The sequence below is a fragment of the uncultured Phenylobacterium sp. genome (assembly GCF_902826855.1).
Lineage (GTDB): Bacteria > Pseudomonadota > Alphaproteobacteria > Caulobacterales > Caulobacteraceae > Phenylobacterium.
The window spans coordinates 1-17,800 of sequence record NZ_CADEGK010000095.1; the positions used below are offsets into that span (position 1 = coordinate 1).

The 17,800-nt window shown below is 64.0% G+C and carries 19 protein-coding genes; 10 read left to right on the forward strand and 9 right to left on the reverse strand.

Going from position 1 to position 17,800, the window contains the following annotated elements:
- Positions 1–44: 44 nt before the first annotated feature.
- From QZV94_RS13860 to QZV94_RS13880, 5 genes are all read right to left on the reverse strand, one after another.
- The gene (locus QZV94_RS13860) at positions 45–1,007 is read right to left on the reverse strand and encodes a tyrosine-type recombinase/integrase (protein ID WP_293678497.1); all 963 of its coding nucleotides are present in this window, start codon (positions 1,005–1,007) and stop codon (positions 45–47) included.
- Positions 1,004–1,435 (reverse strand): hypothetical protein, encoded by a 432-nt coding sequence (locus QZV94_RS13865; protein ID WP_293678498.1) that lies wholly within the window; start codon positions 1,433–1,435, stop codon positions 1,004–1,006. Before QZV94_RS13865 ends, QZV94_RS13860 begins: the two co-directional genes overlap by 4 nt.
- A 165-nt stretch (positions 1,436–1,600) precedes the next feature.
- The gene (locus QZV94_RS13870; RefSeq protein WP_293678499.1) at positions 1,601–2,095 is read right to left on the reverse strand and encodes a hypothetical protein; all 495 of its coding nucleotides are present in this window, start codon (positions 2,093–2,095) and stop codon (positions 1,601–1,603) included.
- A gap of 28 nt (positions 2,096–2,123) precedes the next feature.
- Positions 2,124–3,752, reverse strand: a complete 1,629-nt coding sequence (locus tag QZV94_RS13875; protein WP_293678500.1) for an AAA family ATPase — start codon at positions 3,750–3,752, stop codon at positions 2,124–2,126.
- Positions 3,753–3,819: 67 nt separating this feature from the next.
- Positions 3,820–4,143: a DNA-binding transcriptional regulator gene (locus QZV94_RS13880; protein ID WP_293678501.1), complete on the reverse strand. Its 324-nt coding sequence runs from the start codon at positions 4,141–4,143 to the stop codon at positions 3,820–3,822.
- A gap of 833 nt (positions 4,144–4,976) precedes the next feature.
- Here QZV94_RS13880 and QZV94_RS13885 point away from each other — a divergent pair.
- The 8 genes from QZV94_RS13885 (at position 4,977) to QZV94_RS13915 (ending at position 10,582) form a co-directional block, all read left to right on the forward strand.
- Positions 4,977–5,900, forward strand: a complete 924-nt coding sequence (locus QZV94_RS13885) for a zincin-like metallopeptidase domain-containing protein (RefSeq protein WP_293678502.1) — start codon at positions 4,977–4,979, stop codon at positions 5,898–5,900.
- 380 nt (positions 5,901–6,280) lie between these two features.
- Complete coding sequence (parA, locus tag QZV94_RS13890; protein WP_293678503.1) at positions 6,281–6,943, forward strand: ParA family partition ATPase; 663 nt, start codon at positions 6,281–6,283, stop codon at positions 6,941–6,943.
- Positions 6,940–7,260 carry a ribbon-helix-helix domain-containing protein gene (locus tag QZV94_RS25185; RefSeq protein WP_367254462.1) on the forward strand — a complete coding sequence of 107 codons (321 nt, stop codon included), beginning with the start codon at positions 6,940–6,942 and terminating at the stop codon, positions 7,258–7,260. Before parA ends, QZV94_RS25185 begins: the two co-directional genes overlap by 4 nt.
- Before the next feature lie 40 nt (positions 7,261–7,300).
- Positions 7,301–8,326 (forward strand): replication initiator protein A, encoded by a 1,026-nt coding sequence (locus tag QZV94_RS13895; protein ID WP_293678504.1) that lies wholly within the window; start codon positions 7,301–7,303, stop codon positions 8,324–8,326.
- Positions 8,327–8,452: 126 nt separating this feature from the next.
- Entirely contained in the window at positions 8,453–8,680 is a 228-nt protein-coding gene (locus tag QZV94_RS13900) for a hypothetical protein (RefSeq protein WP_293678505.1), read from the forward strand.
- A gap of 34 nt (positions 8,681–8,714) precedes the next feature.
- The gene (locus QZV94_RS13905) at positions 8,715–9,086 is read left to right on the forward strand and encodes a hypothetical protein (protein ID WP_293678506.1); all 372 of its coding nucleotides are present in this window, start codon (positions 8,715–8,717) and stop codon (positions 9,084–9,086) included.
- 175 nt (positions 9,087–9,261) lie between these two features.
- Positions 9,262–9,678 (forward strand): hypothetical protein, encoded by a 417-nt coding sequence (locus QZV94_RS13910; RefSeq protein WP_293678507.1) that lies wholly within the window; start codon positions 9,262–9,264, stop codon positions 9,676–9,678.
- A complete protein-coding gene (locus tag QZV94_RS13915) occupies positions 9,668–10,582 on the forward strand; it encodes a nucleotidyl transferase AbiEii/AbiGii toxin family protein (protein ID WP_293678508.1) in 915 nt (304 codons plus the stop codon). Before QZV94_RS13910 ends, QZV94_RS13915 begins: the two co-directional genes overlap by 11 nt.
- A 904-nt stretch (positions 10,583–11,486) precedes the next feature.
- Here QZV94_RS13915 and QZV94_RS25190 read toward each other — a convergent pair.
- From QZV94_RS25190 to QZV94_RS13930, 4 genes are all read right to left on the reverse strand, one after another.
- Complete coding sequence (locus tag QZV94_RS25190; protein WP_367254465.1) at positions 11,487–11,912, reverse strand: HNH endonuclease; 426 nt, start codon at positions 11,910–11,912, stop codon at positions 11,487–11,489.
- Between the two features lie 83 nt (positions 11,913–11,995).
- The gene (locus tag QZV94_RS13920; protein WP_293678509.1) at positions 11,996–13,582 is read right to left on the reverse strand and encodes a type IV secretory system conjugative DNA transfer family protein; all 1,587 of its coding nucleotides are present in this window, start codon (positions 13,580–13,582) and stop codon (positions 11,996–11,998) included.
- On the reverse strand, positions 13,579–13,836 hold the full coding sequence (locus tag QZV94_RS13925) for a conjugal transfer protein TraD (protein WP_293678510.1): 258 nt from the start codon (positions 13,834–13,836) through the stop codon (positions 13,579–13,581). The genes QZV94_RS13920 and QZV94_RS13925 overlap by 4 nt, the downstream gene beginning before the upstream one ends.
- Entirely contained in the window at positions 13,823–14,137 is a 315-nt protein-coding gene (locus QZV94_RS13930) for a conjugal transfer protein TraD (RefSeq protein ID WP_293678511.1), read from the reverse strand. Before QZV94_RS13930 ends, QZV94_RS13925 begins: the two co-directional genes overlap by 14 nt.
- A 181-nt stretch (positions 14,138–14,318) precedes the next feature.
- On the opposite strand from QZV94_RS13930, the gene traA reads away from it, so the two are divergent.
- Both traA and QZV94_RS13940 read left to right on the forward strand, forming a co-directional pair.
- A complete protein-coding gene (gene traA / locus QZV94_RS13935; RefSeq protein WP_293678512.1) occupies positions 14,319–17,216 on the forward strand; it encodes a Ti-type conjugative transfer relaxase TraA in 2,898 nt (965 codons plus the stop codon).
- A gap of 8 nt (positions 17,217–17,224) precedes the next feature.
- Positions 17,225–17,800: hypothetical protein (locus QZV94_RS13940; protein ID WP_293678513.1), on the forward strand; the 576-nt coding region annotated here is incomplete at its 3' end.

The following is a 17,800-nucleotide window of genomic DNA, read 5'->3' on the forward strand; positions in this document are numbered from 1 at the left end:
TGTTTACACGCTTTCTACGGACAGGGTAGCGCCGACGCGGCGCATCAAATGCTCCCGCCTTGGCACTCGTCGAAGTCTGCCTGATACGACCGCCGATTAGAGAGCTGTGTCGTCTTCGTGGACGCATGGTGGGCCATCGCAGCTGCGTCCTCCAGTGTGCCGCCATTCTTGAGATGGGCGGTGATGCCCGTCGCCCGGAGGGTGTGATTGCCAAGCTTGGTGGTGATGCCGGCCCTTGCGGCCCGGCGACCAATCATGGCGTAGGCATTGGCTTGTGCCAGTGACCTCTTGCTCAAGACCGCCCTGCCCCGCTCGATGGTGCGGAAAAGCGGTCCCTTTTGATCTCTCCGCAGATCGCAGCCGTCGAGATACGCGTCGAGATAGGCCTCTAACGAGTGGTGGCAGGGCATTTCGTGGATCTTGCCGCCCTTCTCTTGCAGTCGCACCCATAGGCGCCGGTTCTGGACGTACGCGTCTTCAACCCTCATCCCGAGGGCGGCCCCAACGCGCGCGAAACTGAACACCATTAAGCCTATCAGCGCCCGGTCGCGCAGGCCGGCCGGTGTCGAGATGTCGATCGCATCGAGAAGTTGGCGCGCCTCTGTGGGATCGAGCACCGGCGTCTTTCCCCGGCGAACGCTATGGGGTGGCCCACGCACGGAGGCGGCCGGATTCAGCGGCACGACCTGGCCCATCACCAGCCAGTCAAATAGATGGCGGATCGCGGCCAGATGCTGCTTTGTTGTGGGCGCCGACCGGGCGAGGCTCAACGACTCTATATACGAGCCGACATGGATCGGCTGGACGCCGGCAACCGACTTCACTCCCCTACCCTCACACCAAGTGAGGAAATCGAGGATCGCGCGGGCATAGGCGCGGCGGGTGTTGGCATTACGGATGGTCGCGGCGAAGAATTCTAGGAAACGGATTTGCGCCCGCTCGCCGCCCGCTGTGATGAGGGTTGGCAGAGGCGCGTTGCCCGTCGTGGCGAGCGCCACGCCGCTCATTGAATTTGCTCGTCGCCTGCGGCAGCTGCAGCGACGTCCTCAATTGGATCAAGTCGATATTTCGCTGACGCGGCGATCACGATCTTTGAAGGCCGGGGCATATTGTAGATGCCGTTGGCGACCCACGAGGCTGTCTGGGTCGCCCCGCTTGCCTCCGCAAGCGCCACCATCTCGTCATGTGGAACGAGGTACCAGTCACTAGAGATCGGGAACGCTATCCATATATCGCGTCCAAGGTATTTCCGATCGATCGTCCACCTCGACTTGAGTTGAACCTTGCGCAGTCGGCCATCGCCTTCGTGCTGAAGAATGAAATCTATGCCGCCATCGTAGACTGGCAAGAAAGCGTTGAAGCCTTGGGATAGAGCCAGGCTCACAACGGTGTTGCGGTTTACGACTTCCCGGACCTGCGCTCGATAGCGGCTCATAACGGTCCCCTTTATATGTGATAATGTCCTTTATCACATATAAATCGCGCCACGATAGCTCCTCACGCTCTGCTGCTGCCTCGCGTGCGCCCCTCAAGTTGTTGCCGACCTTGGTGGGAGAGCCTGTGGGGTCGGTGTCTCGACCCTCTACGCCACGCTCGCCCGTTAGCCGGCGTCCCAGCTACCTGACGTGAACCGCGACTCCATAGATCTTACATCCATCAGATCTGCAGACACGTCGATGATCGTCGCTTCCCTGACCAACGCCTCCATGGACGATTCTAGCGCGGCGATCCCAGACCAGTACCGCAGGCAATCATCGTCGAGTTGCTGCTCGGAAGCATACCCCCAGCGCTTCGTCATGAGGTCGCCATGCTTATCGAGGAAGGCATTTTTCTGCATCGAGGTAAGCCATGCCGTGTCATGGAACTCAGGGTCTGCCGCGAGCACGGTGTAGATGTAGCCACGGGTGAGGCCGTAGCCTTTGAACTCGGGGCTTGGCGACAGATAGACCGCCTTGTTTCGCGCCAAGCAGTCTGGAGGCCTGAAGCGCTCGAGGCGCTCCTCGATGGCGGCGCCGGTGACGCGGGGGTATCCTCGCGGCGTGAGCACGGCCCCGACCGCGTGCACCGTGTCGCTTAAATGGTAGAACGTGAACAACCGCATCTCCATGTCGGCAGCGGCAAGGCTAGGGATCTAACTCGCCCAAGATTTTTCTCAGGCTGGCCGCGATCTGCCCGACGAAATTCGGGACGTAAGGCAGGGCGGCAATTGTTTCGGCCACATAGCGCGCCACTAAAGGTTTGTTGCGGCCGGGTGCGATATTCAGTGCGTCCCGGGCAGCCTGGACCTGCGCCGCATACCAACCAGGCCACTCGGCCAGGTCCCTATCCATCTGGCTCTCCCAGTCCTCGCTCAGGATCGCGAATTTGTCGCCGACCTGGGCCGCCGGCAGGTCCGTCTCTGGAATACCAAGCAGGCGGCAGACGGTCCGGTTCGACGCCCTGTCGGCCGGCGGCTTCGAGGCGTCGTTATCAAATATGACGAAGACAGGAATCCTGTGCGCCATGTAGAGCTGAGCCACCGTGTCGATCGGGGACTTTCCGCCGGCGACGACGATCGAGATTCCCTCTTCATCGAGGTTCAGGCCGGCAGCCCGAAGCAGGATCGGCAACGCCTCTCGCTCCGACGCACCCTCCACCACGAGTACGACCCTGGCGAAAAACGCCTCCGCCATCTCGTTCGTTCTGACGCTGCGAAGAAAGGCGCGGCGGGACGCATCCGTCATGGCTTGAAGTGGATGCAGCTGCTGGCGCGCATGGAGTAGCGCCGGCGCAGATGTTATGCGCGCCTGGGTACAGACCTCCTCTTCCTCGTCCGCGCAGCGATCGACGATCACGATTCGCTCGCTGCGGGTGACGTCTAGGAATGCGGCCGAGTGGGTAGAGACGAAGATCTGATTCCCCTGCCCAGCGAGAATTTCGAACTGCGCCATAAGGCTGCGTTGCGCGTGCGGGTGAAGATACAGTTCCGGCTCCTCGATCCCTAAGACCGCGCCCCCCCGGAAGGACTTGGCGAACGCCTGGAAGAGGGCCAGGACGAGCAGGTTTCGCACACCTGAGCCGACCTCGGCGGGCGATTTGGCCCTGCCCCGTTCGATGAGCGTCGGATATAGTCCGCGATAAAGATTGGTCTCGTCCAACGTCCGGAACTCGAACGCCACGTCGAATTTTGCGGTGCGAAGCTGCGCCGCGAAGGCCTCACGAATGTTCGTCTCGAATTCCTGATAGAGATCGGTGCGGAGGAGGCCATGTGCTTGGTCGAGAACCACGCGGAGTTGTGCCATCGGCCCGCCCTCCCCTGCTCCCTTTAGATCGTCATGAAGACGACGAACCGCCTGGCCGAAAAGGGACCAGCGAGACATCCCGAACTGGCGGTCAAAGTTTCGGCCCGCGTCGACGTAGGCGAAGGCCAGTTTGCTTCGTTGGTCGTTGTTAAATCCCCGGACCTGGATCCCATTGTTGTCGTACACCTCCAACGGCCAGCCCCGCCCGGTGTTGAAATCGATGCACGAGATGGGAGCGTCAGCCAGCTCCAGGCGGATCTCAATGTCCCGAGTACGGTCGCCGGCATAGAAATCCGAATCTTCCAGATTGGCCGGCATTGGCCACCGATCGCCGAGGAGGAAATTGATGGCGCTCAGGATGTTCGTCTTGCCGGCGTTGTTGGGGCCGACCAGGACAGTGATGTCATCTGGGTAGAATTGCAGGTCCTTGATGGACCTCCACCTTTTGATCGCTACTCGTGTGATCCTCATGAGGAGAAGCTACGCTATGAAGTGCGAAGGTGAAAACGCTCCCCTTAGAGGCGGCGTCGTCCGCCAGTTAGGTCAGAATTTGGAGCCCGTGCTTCTGGACGATGCTGAGTAGCTTGAGCGCGGCGCCGCTCGGCTTTTTGGCCCCGGTTTCCCACTTCTCGACCGTGCTCTCGCTGGTGTTGAGGTAGCGGGCGAACACAGGCTGACTGACTTGGTTGGTCTCGCGGAGCTGCTTGATCGCCGCCGGCCCGATGGCGGGTGTTATGGCGAGGCAGGTTTGATCGAAATCGCGCATGGTCGCTTTCTCGAGCGTGCCGGCGCGCTCCATGCCAGCGATGGCGGTGTGGATCGCCTCGAAGGCGGCGCTCTTGAACTTACGCGTCGCGGTCATTGCAAATCTCCGTGCCCCCGGAAAAGTAGCACTTAGTGCGAGGCATATAAGTGGCAGCATCGCGCGCGCCTAGGTGGCTTCGCCTTTTCTGCTGGCCGTCCGGGTGAGGACTTCTCTCGTCCGTCTGTCCGATAAATGCCTACATATTTCGGACTCGAAGACGATAGCGCGTCCTGTCTCCTGAACGCGTGGCGGCCAGCTGCTGGAGAGCTTCGCCGGTAATGCACCCGCGAACGCCCGTATTGGTCTTGCGTGGTGTTTACGTGTCCACATGAGGACATGTCCGCGTGTGGCGCTGCGCCCCCTCCCATGGGCCTAAGGCTTGCCTTACCAACCGCCACCGCCGACCCTTGCTGCCCCTTCGCCCACGGTGATGCTTTCGATCGTGGTGAGCCGCGCACCCGATGATTCACCCATAAACACCTAAACGACCAGCCTCACGGCTATGGGCTGAGGCGCTGTCGTGAGGAATGACTGGCGCGTCGGCTGCGCCGACCAGGCTCTAGTCGGGAGCACGGCCCCTCCCCGAGCCGCCAAGGCGTCTCGGCCATCCGGTGACGATCCTTCGCGCGCGCTGAGGCGCAAGGCGGCCTTCGGCCAAGTCTAGGCGGCGCGCCGGCGCTGCCTTCGCGCTCTTCATTCATTCCAAACTGTGGGGCTGGAAAGGCGCTGCCTCTCCCGCCCCCGCAAGGGTCGCGCCCGGGCCGTGCCTCGCTGCGCTGCGGCCGCCCCCAGACCCAGACGCGGCCCTTGCCCCCCACCCTCTCCGCCCTCGCCGGGCCGGCAGGGATCATGCGCGGCATGACCCGCTGCACGGATCAGGAGAGTTCAAGGTGAAGCATCAGCCCATCTCATCGACCGACCCCTATGCCCGGATCACAGGGCGCATCCTCGCGGATCTTGAAAAGGGTGTCAGACCCTGGACCAGGCCGTGGAGCGCCGAACACCTTGGCGGACGGGTCAGCCGTCCCTTGCGGGCCACGGGAGAGCCCTACAACGGGATCAACGTCCTACTGTTGTGGATGGAGGCGACGGCCAGCGGGTTCGTGTCTCCGACCTGGATGACTTATCGCCAGGCGCAGCAACTCGGCGGCCAAGTGCGTAAAGGCGAAAAGGGCGCGCCCGTCGTTTACTTTGGCCAGCTGAGCCGCGATGGCGAGGAGACAGATGGCGATCACGGCGCCGAAGGGCCGCCGCGCGATGTGCGCTTCCTCAAGAGTTACACTGTGTTCAACGTGGCCCAGATCGACGGTTTGCCTGCCGGGTTTGAGCCGAGCGAGTCCAAGGCCCCTGCCCTGCCCGCTTGTGGGCGCATCGCGCGGGCCGAGGCCTTCTTTGCCGCCACGGGTGCAGAGGTTCGTCACGGGGGCGCCCAGGCCTATTTCGCCTTGGCCGAGGACCGCATTCAAATGCCGCCCTTTGAGGCCTTCCGCGACGCCGAGAGCTACTATGCAACGCTCGGTCATGAGACGACCCATTGGACGCGCGCGCCGAGCCGATTGAACCGGGATTTTGGGCGTAAGCGCTGGGGCGACGAAGGCTATAGCCGGGAAGAACTTGTCGCCGAACTGGGCTCCGCGTTCCTCGCGGCCGACCTTGGCCTTTATCTTGAGCCGCGCGAGGATCACGCCGCCTATATCGCCAGCTGGATTGAAGTTCTCCAGAACGATAAGCGGGCGATTGTGTCGGCCGCGGCCCATGCCGAGCGCGCCGTGAAGTTCCTGCACGCCTTGCAGCCACAGGAGGGCGCGCCTTAGCGGGGCGCGGATGGAGGCCGCCCTTTGGCGGCCCCTCCCCTTTTCCACCCACCCGCCCGGCGCGCGCTTCGCGCGCGGACAGGATTGCGAGACGAGCCCCCATGCGCAGCCGCTCGGGCGGCCGGCCCGGCAATTGCTCGTCGTTTCAGAGGAATCGGCATAGCGGACGTGTCCACACGCGGACGTGTGGAGCGATCCAGGCGAGTTTCTTAAGGGTTTGTTTACCAAGTCTGGCGAAAGTCGCTTTCGTGGACGTGTCCACACGTCGGGTTGAGGACGTGTCCGTCTGCGGAGGTGTGGACGCGAGGGCGTGTCCGCCTGTTGAACCATCCTCATGTCCGCCTGTGGACGTGAGGACACGCTACAGAGGTCTGCTTCCCATGAAGACCATATCCATCGTCAGTCAGAAGGGCGGCGTCGGCAAAACAACCGTGGCCGTCCATCTGGCGGTCTCCGCCGCCAACGCCGGCTATACGGTGGCCCTGATCGATCTTGATCCGCAGGCCACGGCGGCGCAGTGGGCCGACTGGCGTGGGACGGAAAATCCCGCCGTTGTGGCCGCCCCCCACGGCCGGTTGGCCGCAACCCTGGCGGAGGCGCGCAAGTCTGGTGTCGATCTGGTCATCATCGACAGTCCGCCGGCCGCTGATAGCGCCGCTGTCGCCGCCGCCAAAGCGGCCGACCTGGTCCTCATCCCAACCCGGGCTTCGGCGTTCGATCTTCACGCCATCAAGACCACATCGGAGCTGGTCCGCGTGGCTCAGAAACCCGCCTATGTGGTGCTCAATGCCGTGCCGCCACGGGCTACGGCGCTGATCGAGGAGGTAGCGACCGTCATCACCAGCCTGCAGCTCGCGATCGCGCCGGTCTGCTTGGTGGATCGCGCGGCCTTCCGCCATGCCGTCATCAACGGCCAGTCGGCGGCGGAATATGAGCCGGCCGGGAAGGCGGCCAGCGAAGTCGATCAGCTTTACACGTGGGCATGTGGACGCCTGGACATGTCCACACGTCCTCAATCTAACTCTGAGAGGGCAGTGGCATGAGCGCGCGTCCCAGTCTTGCATCGCGGCTGGCGCAAGCTGCGGGTCCTGCAGTGGCGCCCGCGCCGGTTCCAGCACCAAACCCGCCAGCGCCATCGCAGCGCCCAGCCCGGGCGCGCAAGGCGGCCGAGGCGCCCGCAACAGCGCCCGCAAAGGCCCGGGTCGGCAAGACTATGGTTGCCGGCTATTTTTCGCCAGAGATGGCGCGCGCGGTGAAGTTGCTTGCCGTTGAGCGCGGCGTCACCGTGCAGGCGCTGATCGGGGAAGCCTTGGATCTCGTCCTTCGCCAAGCGGGCAAGCACCCAATGGGTGAGCGATGATGTCCCAGCACCTGAAGGCGGGTAGGGCAGGGGAGGGCCGATGAGCGCCCGCGCTGACCCGCACCCCATTCGGGATTTCTTTATCGCCGACCTGATCGACTACGCGCCCAAGGACAGCGCGGAGATGATGGAGCGACCGTTTTTCTCCATCGCCAAGCGCAAGCGTAACAAGCCGATCCACTACGAGACCCCGGACGGCAAGCTGTGGATCAAGGTCAATGGCAACCCGACCCACGGCATGGCGACCATCTGGGACGCCGATATCCTGATCTGGTGCATTTCCCGGATCGTCGCCCAGCGCGACGCCGGCAAGAACGATCTGCGGCCGATCATTCACACGACGCCCTACGAGCTGCTCAAGGGGATCGCCCGCGGCACCAGCGGCCAGGACTACATTGAGTTGCTCCGGGCCATCAAACGCCTGCGGACCACGGAAGTTGAGACCAATATCCGGGCCGGCAAGCGCCGCTATACCGCCTTCCACTACCTCGGCGACATCGAGGGGGAGGGGGAGGGGATCGACGACCCCGAACAGCTCAAAAGCCTGACGTTGCGGGTCCCGGATTGGCTGCTGGACGGCATCATGAGCGGGAACATCCTGACGCTTGATCGGGAGTATTTCCTGCTGACGGGCGGCATCGAGCGGGCGATCTACCGCGTCGCGCGCAAGCACGCGGGATCTCAGCCGCACGGCTGGACGGTCAAGATGACCACGCTCTACGACAAGACCGGCAGTGAATCGCCGCTGAAGAAATTCACCTTCCGGATTCGGGAGATGTGCCGGGCCGACGAGCTGCCCCGCTACGCCATGCGTGAGACGACGACCCAAGACGGAAGTCCTGCGGTTCACTTCGTCGATCGTATGTATGCCCACGAAGCCGCCAAGGAGCGCCGTGGGGCCGATAAGAGCCAGCGGGGCAGAGAAGATGCCCGCGCGGCGTGGTTGGACGCTCAGCGCGATCCACGGGCGTTTGATGGTGCGTGGACGGCTTGGATCGAGGGCGGATATCCGCCAGACGGCTTTGTGACAGCCTGCGCTGACAAACGCGCCAACATGCCGGGGTAGGCCCAGCGCCTCTTAGCGGACGTTCCCAGCGTCACGGCGCGGGTGGTCATTCACTGTCGCTTGTAGTCTTCCCGCATAGGGCCCACCTTGCTTCAACTTATGGTCAAGCTGTGATCTGCTCGAGAAATGATCAAGAACGCATTCATCGCCGTGCTTGCGCTTTGTCTGGCTTGGTTCGGGAGCGCCCTCGCGCGGGTCGAAAACGAGCGCTACGCCGGAGTCCTCGGGATGTGTGACGAGTTCTCGCAGCCGCTGGACCATGTGAAGAAGTTGGACTGCCTCAAAAAGCAGAAGACACGCACCAGCCCCGTTTGGCACGTGCTCTACGGCCTGGGCGTCATGGGCCGTGTTTAAGCGATCCGCCTACGCTGATAATCTGAAGTCGCTTATGCCAGCGATCTATGAGCGCGCGTGCGAGCGCGCTGCCGAGGCGGGCGCCGACTCCACGGACGATGGCGTACTGGTTTTTCTGGGTCTGCTTCATTTTACCGTTCACGCGCTGCTCAGGGCAAAGCGGATAAAAAAGGCAGACGGTCCAAGCATCTACGGACGCGCACGCATGGTGATCGTGAACGACGTGGCCGCTACAGGGACGTTCGGGAACTCGGTGATTGAAGAAACGCAATCCGCGTTCGTCCACGCTCACCGAGAGCACGGCGACTCCGGTTGGCACAAAGCTTACGTCGCTGACCTTGAGGACAATTGGAGCGCATCCCAGGCTGAGCTTGTCCGCGTGATGAAGCTTGAGAGCGAAAGCTAAAAGCCGTTTACGCAGACACGCGGGTTCGGGGTTCACGCCACCTATCCGCGGCTAAGCACCCCATCCTCATGCGGCCCCTCCCTGCGAAAACCCTCTCCTAAGCCATCGGACCGCGCCCTTGCAAAGTGTCGGGTTTTTGCATATATGAGGTGTCGGGTTTTTGCAGGAGGTCGTTGTGCAGAAGGCGAGGACTTTAAAGCAGAAAATCGAATACCGCATGAGTCGCCGGACTCGTGACGACGTGTTCCTTCCGCGTGAGTTCGCTGACCTTGCCGGCGACGACCAGGTGCTGCGCGCCCTACGGACCCTCGTTCAGGAGGGCCGGCTTATCCGCCTGGGGTACGGCGTGTATGCCCGGGCGACGCGTTCGCGGCTGTCGGGCAGGCCCATGGTGGATAGCGCCAATGGCTTTTCAAGCGCTGCGCTGCAGGCGTTGACCAAGTTGGGCGTGCCCTGGGAGCCTAGCGATAGCGTGCGCGCCTATAATGAAGGCCGATCGACGCAGATCCCGGTCAATCCGGCGGTCAAGGTGAAGAGCCGGTTCAGCCGACACCTGTCGGATGGGCGGACGGAGCTGCGCCTTGAACGGTAAGCCGGATCGTCAAACGCTCCTTGAGGTCCAGGACCACTTCAATCTTCCGTCGCCTGCGCTCGTGGAGAAGGATTGGCATGTGGTTCAGGCGCTCGCCGCGATCCGGAGCGCGGCGAGCGACGGCCTAACGCTGGCCTTTGGGGGCGGGACCGCTCTTGGGCGGGCCTACGGCCTGCTCCAGCGAATGTCGGAGGACGTTGATCTGCGGGTGATTGGGGAGAACGCGACCGCTCGTCCTGCTCTGAAACGCCTTCGTCGAGACGTCTCCGACCGCCTGCGCGAAATAGGATTTATGGTCGAGCCGCAGCACACGACGGTGCAGCACAACGACACCTATGTCCGCTACGACCTGCCTTACGACCCCATCATGAAGGGGGAGGGCGTGTTGCGGCCGGAAATTAAGATCGAGATCTCAGCTTTCCCGACACGTCGGCCGCTGACGGAACGGCCGGTGATTTCATTCGTGGCCGAGGCCGGCGGAGGGCAGGCTGAAATTCCCGGGATCGCTTGTGTGAGCCTGGTGGAGATCGCCGCGGAGAAGTTTGTCGCCTTGACCCGCCGCAGTGGTGAGGCGTTCGCGAGCCAGCAGGCGCTTGATCCAACCCTGCCGCGCCACGTTTATGATTTGGCTCGCCTGGCCGGTCATTACGACGCCGAGGACGCCGCACAGCTGGCGCTCGACACCATGAAGGACGATGCCGCGACCCGCGGCGATGACTTTCCGGCCTACCAGGCCGATCCTTTGGTCGAGACCTTCAGAGCGGTGGACACCATGGCTACGCACCGCGAATTTGCTGCACAATATTCGTCACTTATGGAGACGATGGTGTACGGCGAGAAGCTGCCTTTTGAAGCTGCAATGGGCACAGTGCAGAGCTTTCGGGACCGGCTGACGCTGGGATGACGGCGGCACGCCACATAGAGGGCCGAGCGCCCCGGAGGGCTCGTGGTTTTAGGAACCCGACTCAATCCGTTGAGCGCGCAGGGGATTTTGGCACGTGGTTTCAGGAACCGGGGAGGGGAGATGAGTCGCGGATCAACGCCCGATTCGCCCCTTGAGGGCGAGTCCGAGACAAAAATCGGGGGCCAGAGGAGGGCTAATGCCCGCTTTTGTCGGGCAATTCAGGCTCGTGGTATTAGGAACCGGTATTCTCCGGCAAGGCACGTGGTTTCAGGAACCGGCGGGCGCCGCCTGGGCAGCTTGAAAGCCCGTGGTATTAGGAACCTTTAGGGACGTGGTTTTAGGAACCTGTCCCGCGTGGTTTTGGGAACCAAGGCCCGTGGTAACGGGAACCGGGCGCGAAAAATTCGCTAGGGAAAACAAGGAGATACTAAGCCTTTGATTCGGCTTAACTCTTTAACTTCCCTATATCTAACAGAATCTCTTCTAACGGCCGGATCGATAAAAAGAGAAGCATAGTCTCCGCCTCTTGGGGGCTACGCCCCCGCCGGCTCGCTACGCGGCTTTGCCGCTTCGCCCCGGATCGCAAAAGCGATCCTCCCACCCGGCATCCCCCAGAAGGAATCGGCCTTCGGCCGATAAAATGATGCTCTTGGGATGCACCGACATAAACCCAGAGCCTCCACCTGGGTCGACAGTGGGCTGTATCAAACTCAGCAAGTGTCCTCCGAGGGAGGCCATGCATTTTTGGCGGGGAATCCCGGGAACCGATGCGGGCTGCATCCAGGCCTGGAAAAAGCGAGGGCGAGGGCGAGGGCGGTTCCTGGGATTTTCCGGGCAGGTTGTCGAAGGCTAACGTCTACTTTCGGCTTGGCGCCAACTGGCGCGTTCGCACCCATAGGCGAATTTAGCCGGCAGATCCGAGCTTCTGGAGACACCGGACTAAGTGTGCATCCAGCGCCTTCATATATTCGCTCCCCACCTCTGCACGAAAGCTGATGAGGTCACTACCGCCCTTAGCACGGTTGCAGGGCCCACACGCAAAGACCAGGTTATGAAGGTAGTCTTTGCCGCCGTCTTTCCTCGGACGGAGGTGATCGCGAGTGCAGTCATGAGAAAGGGGTTGTGGGGGCATCCACGTCTTGCAATGGAAACAGTGACCGCCGAACAACTCGAAGGCAGACTTCAGGGCCGCAGCCGCACCCAAGTCCTGGCCTGTCTTCCCAACCCGGTAAAGCGGAACGCCGTTACCGTCGATGCGCGCAAATTTGATCGCGTTGTACGGCTTCTTAGCAAGAGGGTGCGCCGCTAGAGCTTTGTGCAAGGCAGACATCGCCGCCACTCTGGCTGAGCTAAGGTTTCGGTCGGATTACCACCCGTTAGTGAAGCTCCGACCGTCTATTGTAGGGGCCTTGATCACGTCGGTCTGAATAGGTCCCGGAATTCGCTGTCCGCGTAGAACCGCACTTTGGCAGCGATCACCGGAGCCTGCCCTTGGCACAGGAGAATCTCCAAACTCGAATCCAGCCGCATGATTTCGTCGGACGTCATCAGCTCGCGCCGCGACAGGTGCGTTGAGGTGGAGCTGCTCTTGGTCTCAAAAAGCTGCATACCGCCGCGCGAGGTGCTGGTGCCTGTGGTTTGATAGCTCATGGTTGTGGCCCCGATCGATTTGGACACCCAGCTCGCCGTTTCCACGTCCGCGACGTTGAAGATCTGCATTAGGCCGGCGTTCGAGACGAAGGTCCCGGCCCGCTCGCCGTAGGTGCTCCAAAGCTGGTGCATGTCCTGCAGGATCGGCCAGAGCTGAAGCCCGTAGCCGGCCATCAGTCCAAAGGCCCGTTCGACCGGTTCCAGGCGGCCCAGCGCCGCGAATTCGTCGAGCAGGAAGAGGACCGGCGTTGCCGGCAGGGCAGGGGACCTCGCCAGGTCGCGGATGGCCTGGGCCACCAACAGGCGCAGCCAGCGGGCATAGGCGTCGAGACGTTCGGGCGGCAGCACCAGGAACACGGTCGCCTTGGTCTCCTTGAGATCCGCGAAGCGGAATTCGGAGCCCGCCATAGTGTGATTGATGCGAACGCTGTCGAGAAAATGGGTGTGGCGTTGCGCCGACGACAAGACGCCGGCCGCCTCGCGCTCGCTCTTGCCCAGATGCCGGTTGGCGGCCCGCCGAACCAAGCCGCCGGCAGCCTGGCTAGCCTGCATGGCGACCATCAGATCGCGGAACTCCTGGGGCGCCAGGGTGAGCAATTCACGGACGCGGGCGAGATTGCGGGCGGCGCCTGTTTTGGCGGTGACGACATGGAGGATCAGGCCGGCGATCAGCGCCTTGGCCTCCTCGTTCCAGTGGGCCTCGCCGACCTGACCGGGTGGGTCATGCACCAAGGCGTCGGCGAGCAGGGCGGCGTCTTCTGCGAGATCCAGGCTGTGCGGTTCAAGACTGTCGAGGGGGTTAAAAGTGGCCGACGGTTGGCCAGATACGCCGAAGGGGTCGAGCACATAAACCGGCCCGAACCGCCCCCGCGCCCGGGCCGTCACCCGGGCGTTTTCGCCCTTGGGATCGATGCACAACACCGAGCGATCGGCCGTCAGCAAGTTGGGAATAATGGCGCCCACACCTTTGCCTGAACGGGTCGGCGCGATGGTAAGGAGGTGCGCCTGTCCAGCGTAGTGAAGGAGCTTGCCGCCGCGCCGGTTCTCGCGGCCGACGATCAGTCCAGCGCCGCCGCCGAGACTGGCCTGCACTTGACGCGCGTCGGCGAAATGGGCCGAGCCGTGAACGCCCCCTCTGGCCGCGGCGAGGGGGAATTGGGCGTTAAACCAGCCGAGCCCGCTGATGGCCCCGAGCACCCCGCCGGCGATCGTTACGCCGTAGTGCAGGGTGGTATCGATGTGCGCAGTGCCGGCGAGCGGGATCAGCAGCAGGCGGCCGATAAAATAGCCGACTAAATAGCCGCCGCCGACGTAGGCGGTGAGGGCCACCAGCCGCAGCAGGACCCTCACTGTTCGGCCTCGAAAACTTTCCGGCCGCGCCGGCGCCAGACCTCCACCAGGCCCGCGCCGCCCTCGCCTTTGAGCATGTCGGCGAGACCGAGGAAGGCGCCGTAAAGGGCCGCGCGATCATCGTCGGTAAGATCGACCAGACCGGCCTTTTGGACGAGGCCGCCCAGCTCGATCAGCTGACGGGTGCGAGCGCGGCGTTCGACGGCCCAGCCGCGATTGTCAGCACGGGCGCGTACCGCCTCAACGCGCGCCATGGCCGCCGCCGTTCGCCGCTGCGCCTGGGTTGTCGTCTGAAGGTTGGCCAGCGCCTTTGCGGGACCGCGTGCGGCCTCGAAAGAAGGCGGCCCCGCGTTGGCGCCACCCCTCCTGTGCGTCCGGTTGTTTCGCGCCGTCGAGGGCTTCGAGCAGAACGCCGGCCAGGGTCTCGGCATCGAGCCCGTCGGCCCCGGTCGCGATGACCAGCTCGCCCAGTTGGACGACCTTGCGCGCCTTCAGGGTCTTGGCCTTGTCCTGCAGCGCTCGAAGCTCAGCGTCGATATCGCGGGGTTTTCGCACCTGTCTTCTCCCAGTGTGCCCGCCCCCTCGCGAGAAACGTAGCAGCCGACTCCCTGGTGTCCAGCTTGGCCAGGGCGGAAATGCCCCGTCAGTCACGAAACGACGGAAGGAGATGAGTGCGCGCTTATACGTCGTGCCGACGTGCGCTTGAAACGGAGGGAGTTTGGCGCAATGGTGCGCCATGGCGATCTATCATTTCAGCGCCAAGGTGATCAGCCGCGCCAACGGGTCCAGCGCCGTGGCGGCGGCGGCCTATCGTTCGGCCTCCGAGCTGCACGATGATCGCTTGGGGCGGTCGCACAACTTCAGCAACAAGGCCGGCGTCGAGCATTCCGAGATCATGGCGCCGGAAGGCTCGCCCGAACGCTGGCAGGATCGTCAGACCCTGTGGAACGAAGTCGAGGCGTTCGAGAAGCGCAAGGACGCGCAGCTCGCCCGGGAGGTCGAGTTCTCGATACCACGTGAGTTGGACCAGGCTCAGGGCATCGAGCTGGCGCGCGATTTCGTGCAGCGAGAGTTTGTCGATCGCGGCATGGTCGCCGACCTCAATGTGCATTGGGACATCGGGCCGGACGGCCTGGCCAAGCCCCACGCGCACGTCATGTTGTCGATGCGCGAGGCGGGTCCGGACGGCTTCGGCAAGAAGGTCCGGGAGTGGAATAGCACCGAGCTTTTGAGCGAATGGCGGGAGGCGTGGGCGGGGCATGTGAACACCCGCCTGGCCGAACTCGACATCGATGCGCGCATCGATCACCGGACCCTTGAGGCGCAGGGGATCGACCTGGAGCCGCAGCACAAAATCGGGCCGGCCGGCGCGCGCCGCGAGGACCGGGGCGAGGACGCCGAACGCGTTCTCGATCACCGCGAGATCGCCCGGCGCAACGGCGAAAAAATCATCGCCGAACCGAGTGTGGCCCTGGACGCCCTCACCCGGCAGCAGAGCACCTTTACCGACCACGACCTGGCCCGGTTTGTTCACCGACACACCGATGACGCCGAACAATTCAGCAAGGCCATGAGCGCGGTGAAGACCTCACCCGAGCTGGTCCCGCTAGGGCAGGATGGCGCCGGCCGAGACCGATTCAGCACGCGCGAGATGCTCAGCGTCGAGCAGCGCTTGGAGCGGTCGGCCGAGCAGATCGCGGGGAGGGGACAGCACCGAGTGTCACCCGCCGCCCGGGACGTGGCCTTGGCGGGTGGCCAGGCGCGTGGCCTGACCTTGGCCGGCTCTCAGCGCGACGCTCTGGACCACATCACCGGCGCTAAGGATCTGGCCCTCGTGGTTGGTTACGCCGGCACGGGTAAGAGCGCCATGTTGGGCGTCGCCCGCGAGGCGTGGGAGGCGCAAGGCTACCAGGTGCGGGGCGCCGCTTTATCGGGGATCGCGGCGGAGGGTCTGGAGGCCGGGTCGGGGATTTCTTCGAGGACGATCGCCAGTCTCGAGCATGGCTGGGCGCAGGGCAGGGACGCACTTTCAGCGCGCGACGTGCTGGTTATCGACGAGGCCGGGATGATCGGCTCGCGGCAGATGGATCGGGTGCTTGCCCATGCTGACCAGGCGGGGGCCAAGGTCGTGTTGGTGGGCGACGCCGAGCAGCTCCAGGCCATCGAGGCCGGGGCTGCGTTCCGCGCACTCACCGAGCGCCACGGGGCCGCCGAAATCACCGAGATCCGCCGCCAGCGGGAAGGCTGGCAGCGGGAGGCGACGCGGGAGCTGGCCACAGGCCGCACAGGCGCCGCGCTGGACCGTTACGACGCGGCCGGCATGGTGCGGGGCCACGAGACGCGTGAAGCGGCCCGCAGCGCCCTCGTGGAGGGCTGGGACACGCTCCGCCAGGCCAAGCCCGAGGTCAGCCAGCTCATGCTCGCCCACACCCGGGTCGATGTGGCGCAGCTCAATCAACTAGCGCGCGGCCGGATGCGCGATGCCGGCGAGCTGGGCGCCGAGCAAATGGTGGTGACCGAGCGCGGCGAGCGGGCTTTTGCAGCCGGGGATCGGGTGATGTTCCTGCGTAACGAGCGGTCGATGGGTGTGAAGAATGGCACGCTGGGGACCGTCGAGACGATCGACGGCTCTCGCCTCGTCGTCCGCCTGGACGGCGCGGAGCGACGCCAGGTGCAATTCGATCTCAAGGACTACGCCCAGATCGACCACGGCTATGCGGCGACCATCCACAAGAGCCAGGGCGTCACCGTGGATCACGCCCATCTTCTGGCCAGCGATGGCCTGGACCGTCACGCGGCCTATGTCGGGATGAGCCGTCACCGGGAGACGCTGGCCGTCCACTACGGCGCCGACGACTTCAAGGATCGTCACCAGCTCACCCGAACGCTGGGCCGGGAGCGCGCAAAAGATACGACGCTGGATTACAGCGGCGCCTTCGCAGAACGGCGCGGACTAGGGCAATCGGACATCATCGTGCCGCGCGGGGCTGCGCCGCCGGCCGAGCGGGCGCCGTCGCGGTTCACAGGCTTCAAGCCACGTGCGACGCCGGCCACGGTTCGCACGCGCTCCGCAGCCCCTGCAGCAGTCCTGCAGCGCCCCGAGATCGCTGAGGGTGTGCGCGGCTATGCCCGGGCCTTCGCCGACATCGAGCGGATGCGAGACGGCGGGCTTCCGATCCTGCCTCACCAGGACCTGGCGTTGAAACGCGCCGAGAAGGCCTTGGCCGCCGCCAGTCCGGAGGCCGCGCACGATCTGCGGTCAGCCCTATCGCGCCAGCGCGGTCTTGCAGGCCGCGTTGACCAGCCCGGCGGAATGGACGCGATCGGTAAGAGCTTGGCCCGAGAGAACCAGGTGCGGCTCGACCCCACTCTACGCGCCGAGCGCTTCGTAGAGCGCTGGACAGGGCTGAAGGCTCGGCACGCCGAGCTGGGTGGCTGGCAGCACGCCGACGCACGACGCAAGGTCGAGGATCGTATGAAGACCATGGCCAAAGGCCTTGGCCGCGATCCCCAGGTAGAGTCGCTGCTGTCAGTTCGCCGAAAGGAGCTTGGGCTGGCGGCTCCATCAGTCGGCCGGAACCTTGCCCAGGATTTGGCGCGGTCGCTTGGTATCGGCCGAGGGCTTGGCCGCTAGGAGGACCCATGGCGCAGGACGAGGCGGAAGACGCGGCGGCAGAGGCCTTCGAGGCGCTCAGGGCTGAGGTGACGCAGTTGCGGGCCGGCGTGGAGGGCCTGTCGGCTGCGATCCAAGGTAAGGCCTCAACGGATTATGCGCCGACGCTGGGCGCCATCGCCAAGAGCCTGACCGCGATCGAGGCGCACCCTGCCCTGCAAATTGCGCCCGAGACGTTCGCTTATCGCCTTCGGGAGGCGACCGAGCTTTCGACGCAGCAGGGGCGCCGTGAGTTGGGGAGCGCCGTGCAGCGGGTGGTGACGGCGGGGGCCGATCTGGAGCGGCTAGCTTCTGGCTGGCGCACAGGGCGAGAACAGGGCCGTCAGGTCGCGATCATGACCGCCATCGGCGCCGGGGTCGGCGTCATCCTATGGGTTTGTTTCTCTGGGCCAATTGCGCGTGCCCTCCCCGCCGGTTGGTATGTGCCCGAACGGATGGCAGCGGCGACCATGCGCCTTGACCGCAGGGAAGCGGGAGAGCGGATAATGAATAGTGTCGGTCTCGAGAGCAGCCGCCCTTCTCGAAGCGATCACGGAAAGGATCGG

Coding starts and splice junctions, on each gene's coding strand:
- QZV94_RS13860 (WP_293678497.1), bottom strand. CDS start 1,007: ATGAGCGGCGTGGCGCTCGCCACGACGGGCAACGCGCCTCTGCCAACC.
- QZV94_RS13865 (WP_293678498.1), bottom strand. CDS start 1,435: ATGAGCCGCTATCGAGCGCAGGTCCGGGAAGTCGTAAACCGCAACACC.
- QZV94_RS13875 (WP_293678500.1), bottom strand. CDS start 3,752: ATGAGGATCACACGAGTAGCGATCAAAAGGTGGAGGTCCATCAAGGAC.
- QZV94_RS13880 (WP_293678501.1), bottom strand. CDS start 4,143: ATGACCGCGACGCGTAAGTTCAAGAGCGCCGCCTTCGAGGCGATCCAC.
- parA (WP_293678503.1), top strand. CDS start 6,281: ATGAAGACCATATCCATCGTCAGTCAGAAGGGCGGCGTCGGCAAAACA.
- QZV94_RS25185 (WP_367254462.1), top strand. CDS start 6,940: ATGAGCGCGCGTCCCAGTCTTGCATCGCGGCTGGCGCAAGCTGCGGGT.
- QZV94_RS13895 (WP_293678504.1), top strand. CDS start 7,301: ATGAGCGCCCGCGCTGACCCGCACCCCATTCGGGATTTCTTTATCGCC.
- QZV94_RS13900 (WP_293678505.1), top strand. CDS start 8,453: ATGATCAAGAACGCATTCATCGCCGTGCTTGCGCTTTGTCTGGCTTGG.
- QZV94_RS13905 (WP_293678506.1), top strand. CDS start 8,715: ATGCCAGCGATCTATGAGCGCGCGTGCGAGCGCGCTGCCGAGGCGGGC.
- QZV94_RS25190 (WP_367254465.1), bottom strand. CDS start 11,912: ATGTCTGCCTTGCACAAAGCTCTAGCGGCGCACCCTCTTGCTAAGAAG.
- QZV94_RS13925 (WP_293678510.1), bottom strand. CDS start 13,836: ATGGCGCGCGTTGAGGCGGTACGCGCCCGTGCTGACAATCGCGGCTGG.
- traA (WP_293678512.1), top strand. CDS start 14,319: ATGGCGATCTATCATTTCAGCGCCAAGGTGATCAGCCGCGCCAACGGG.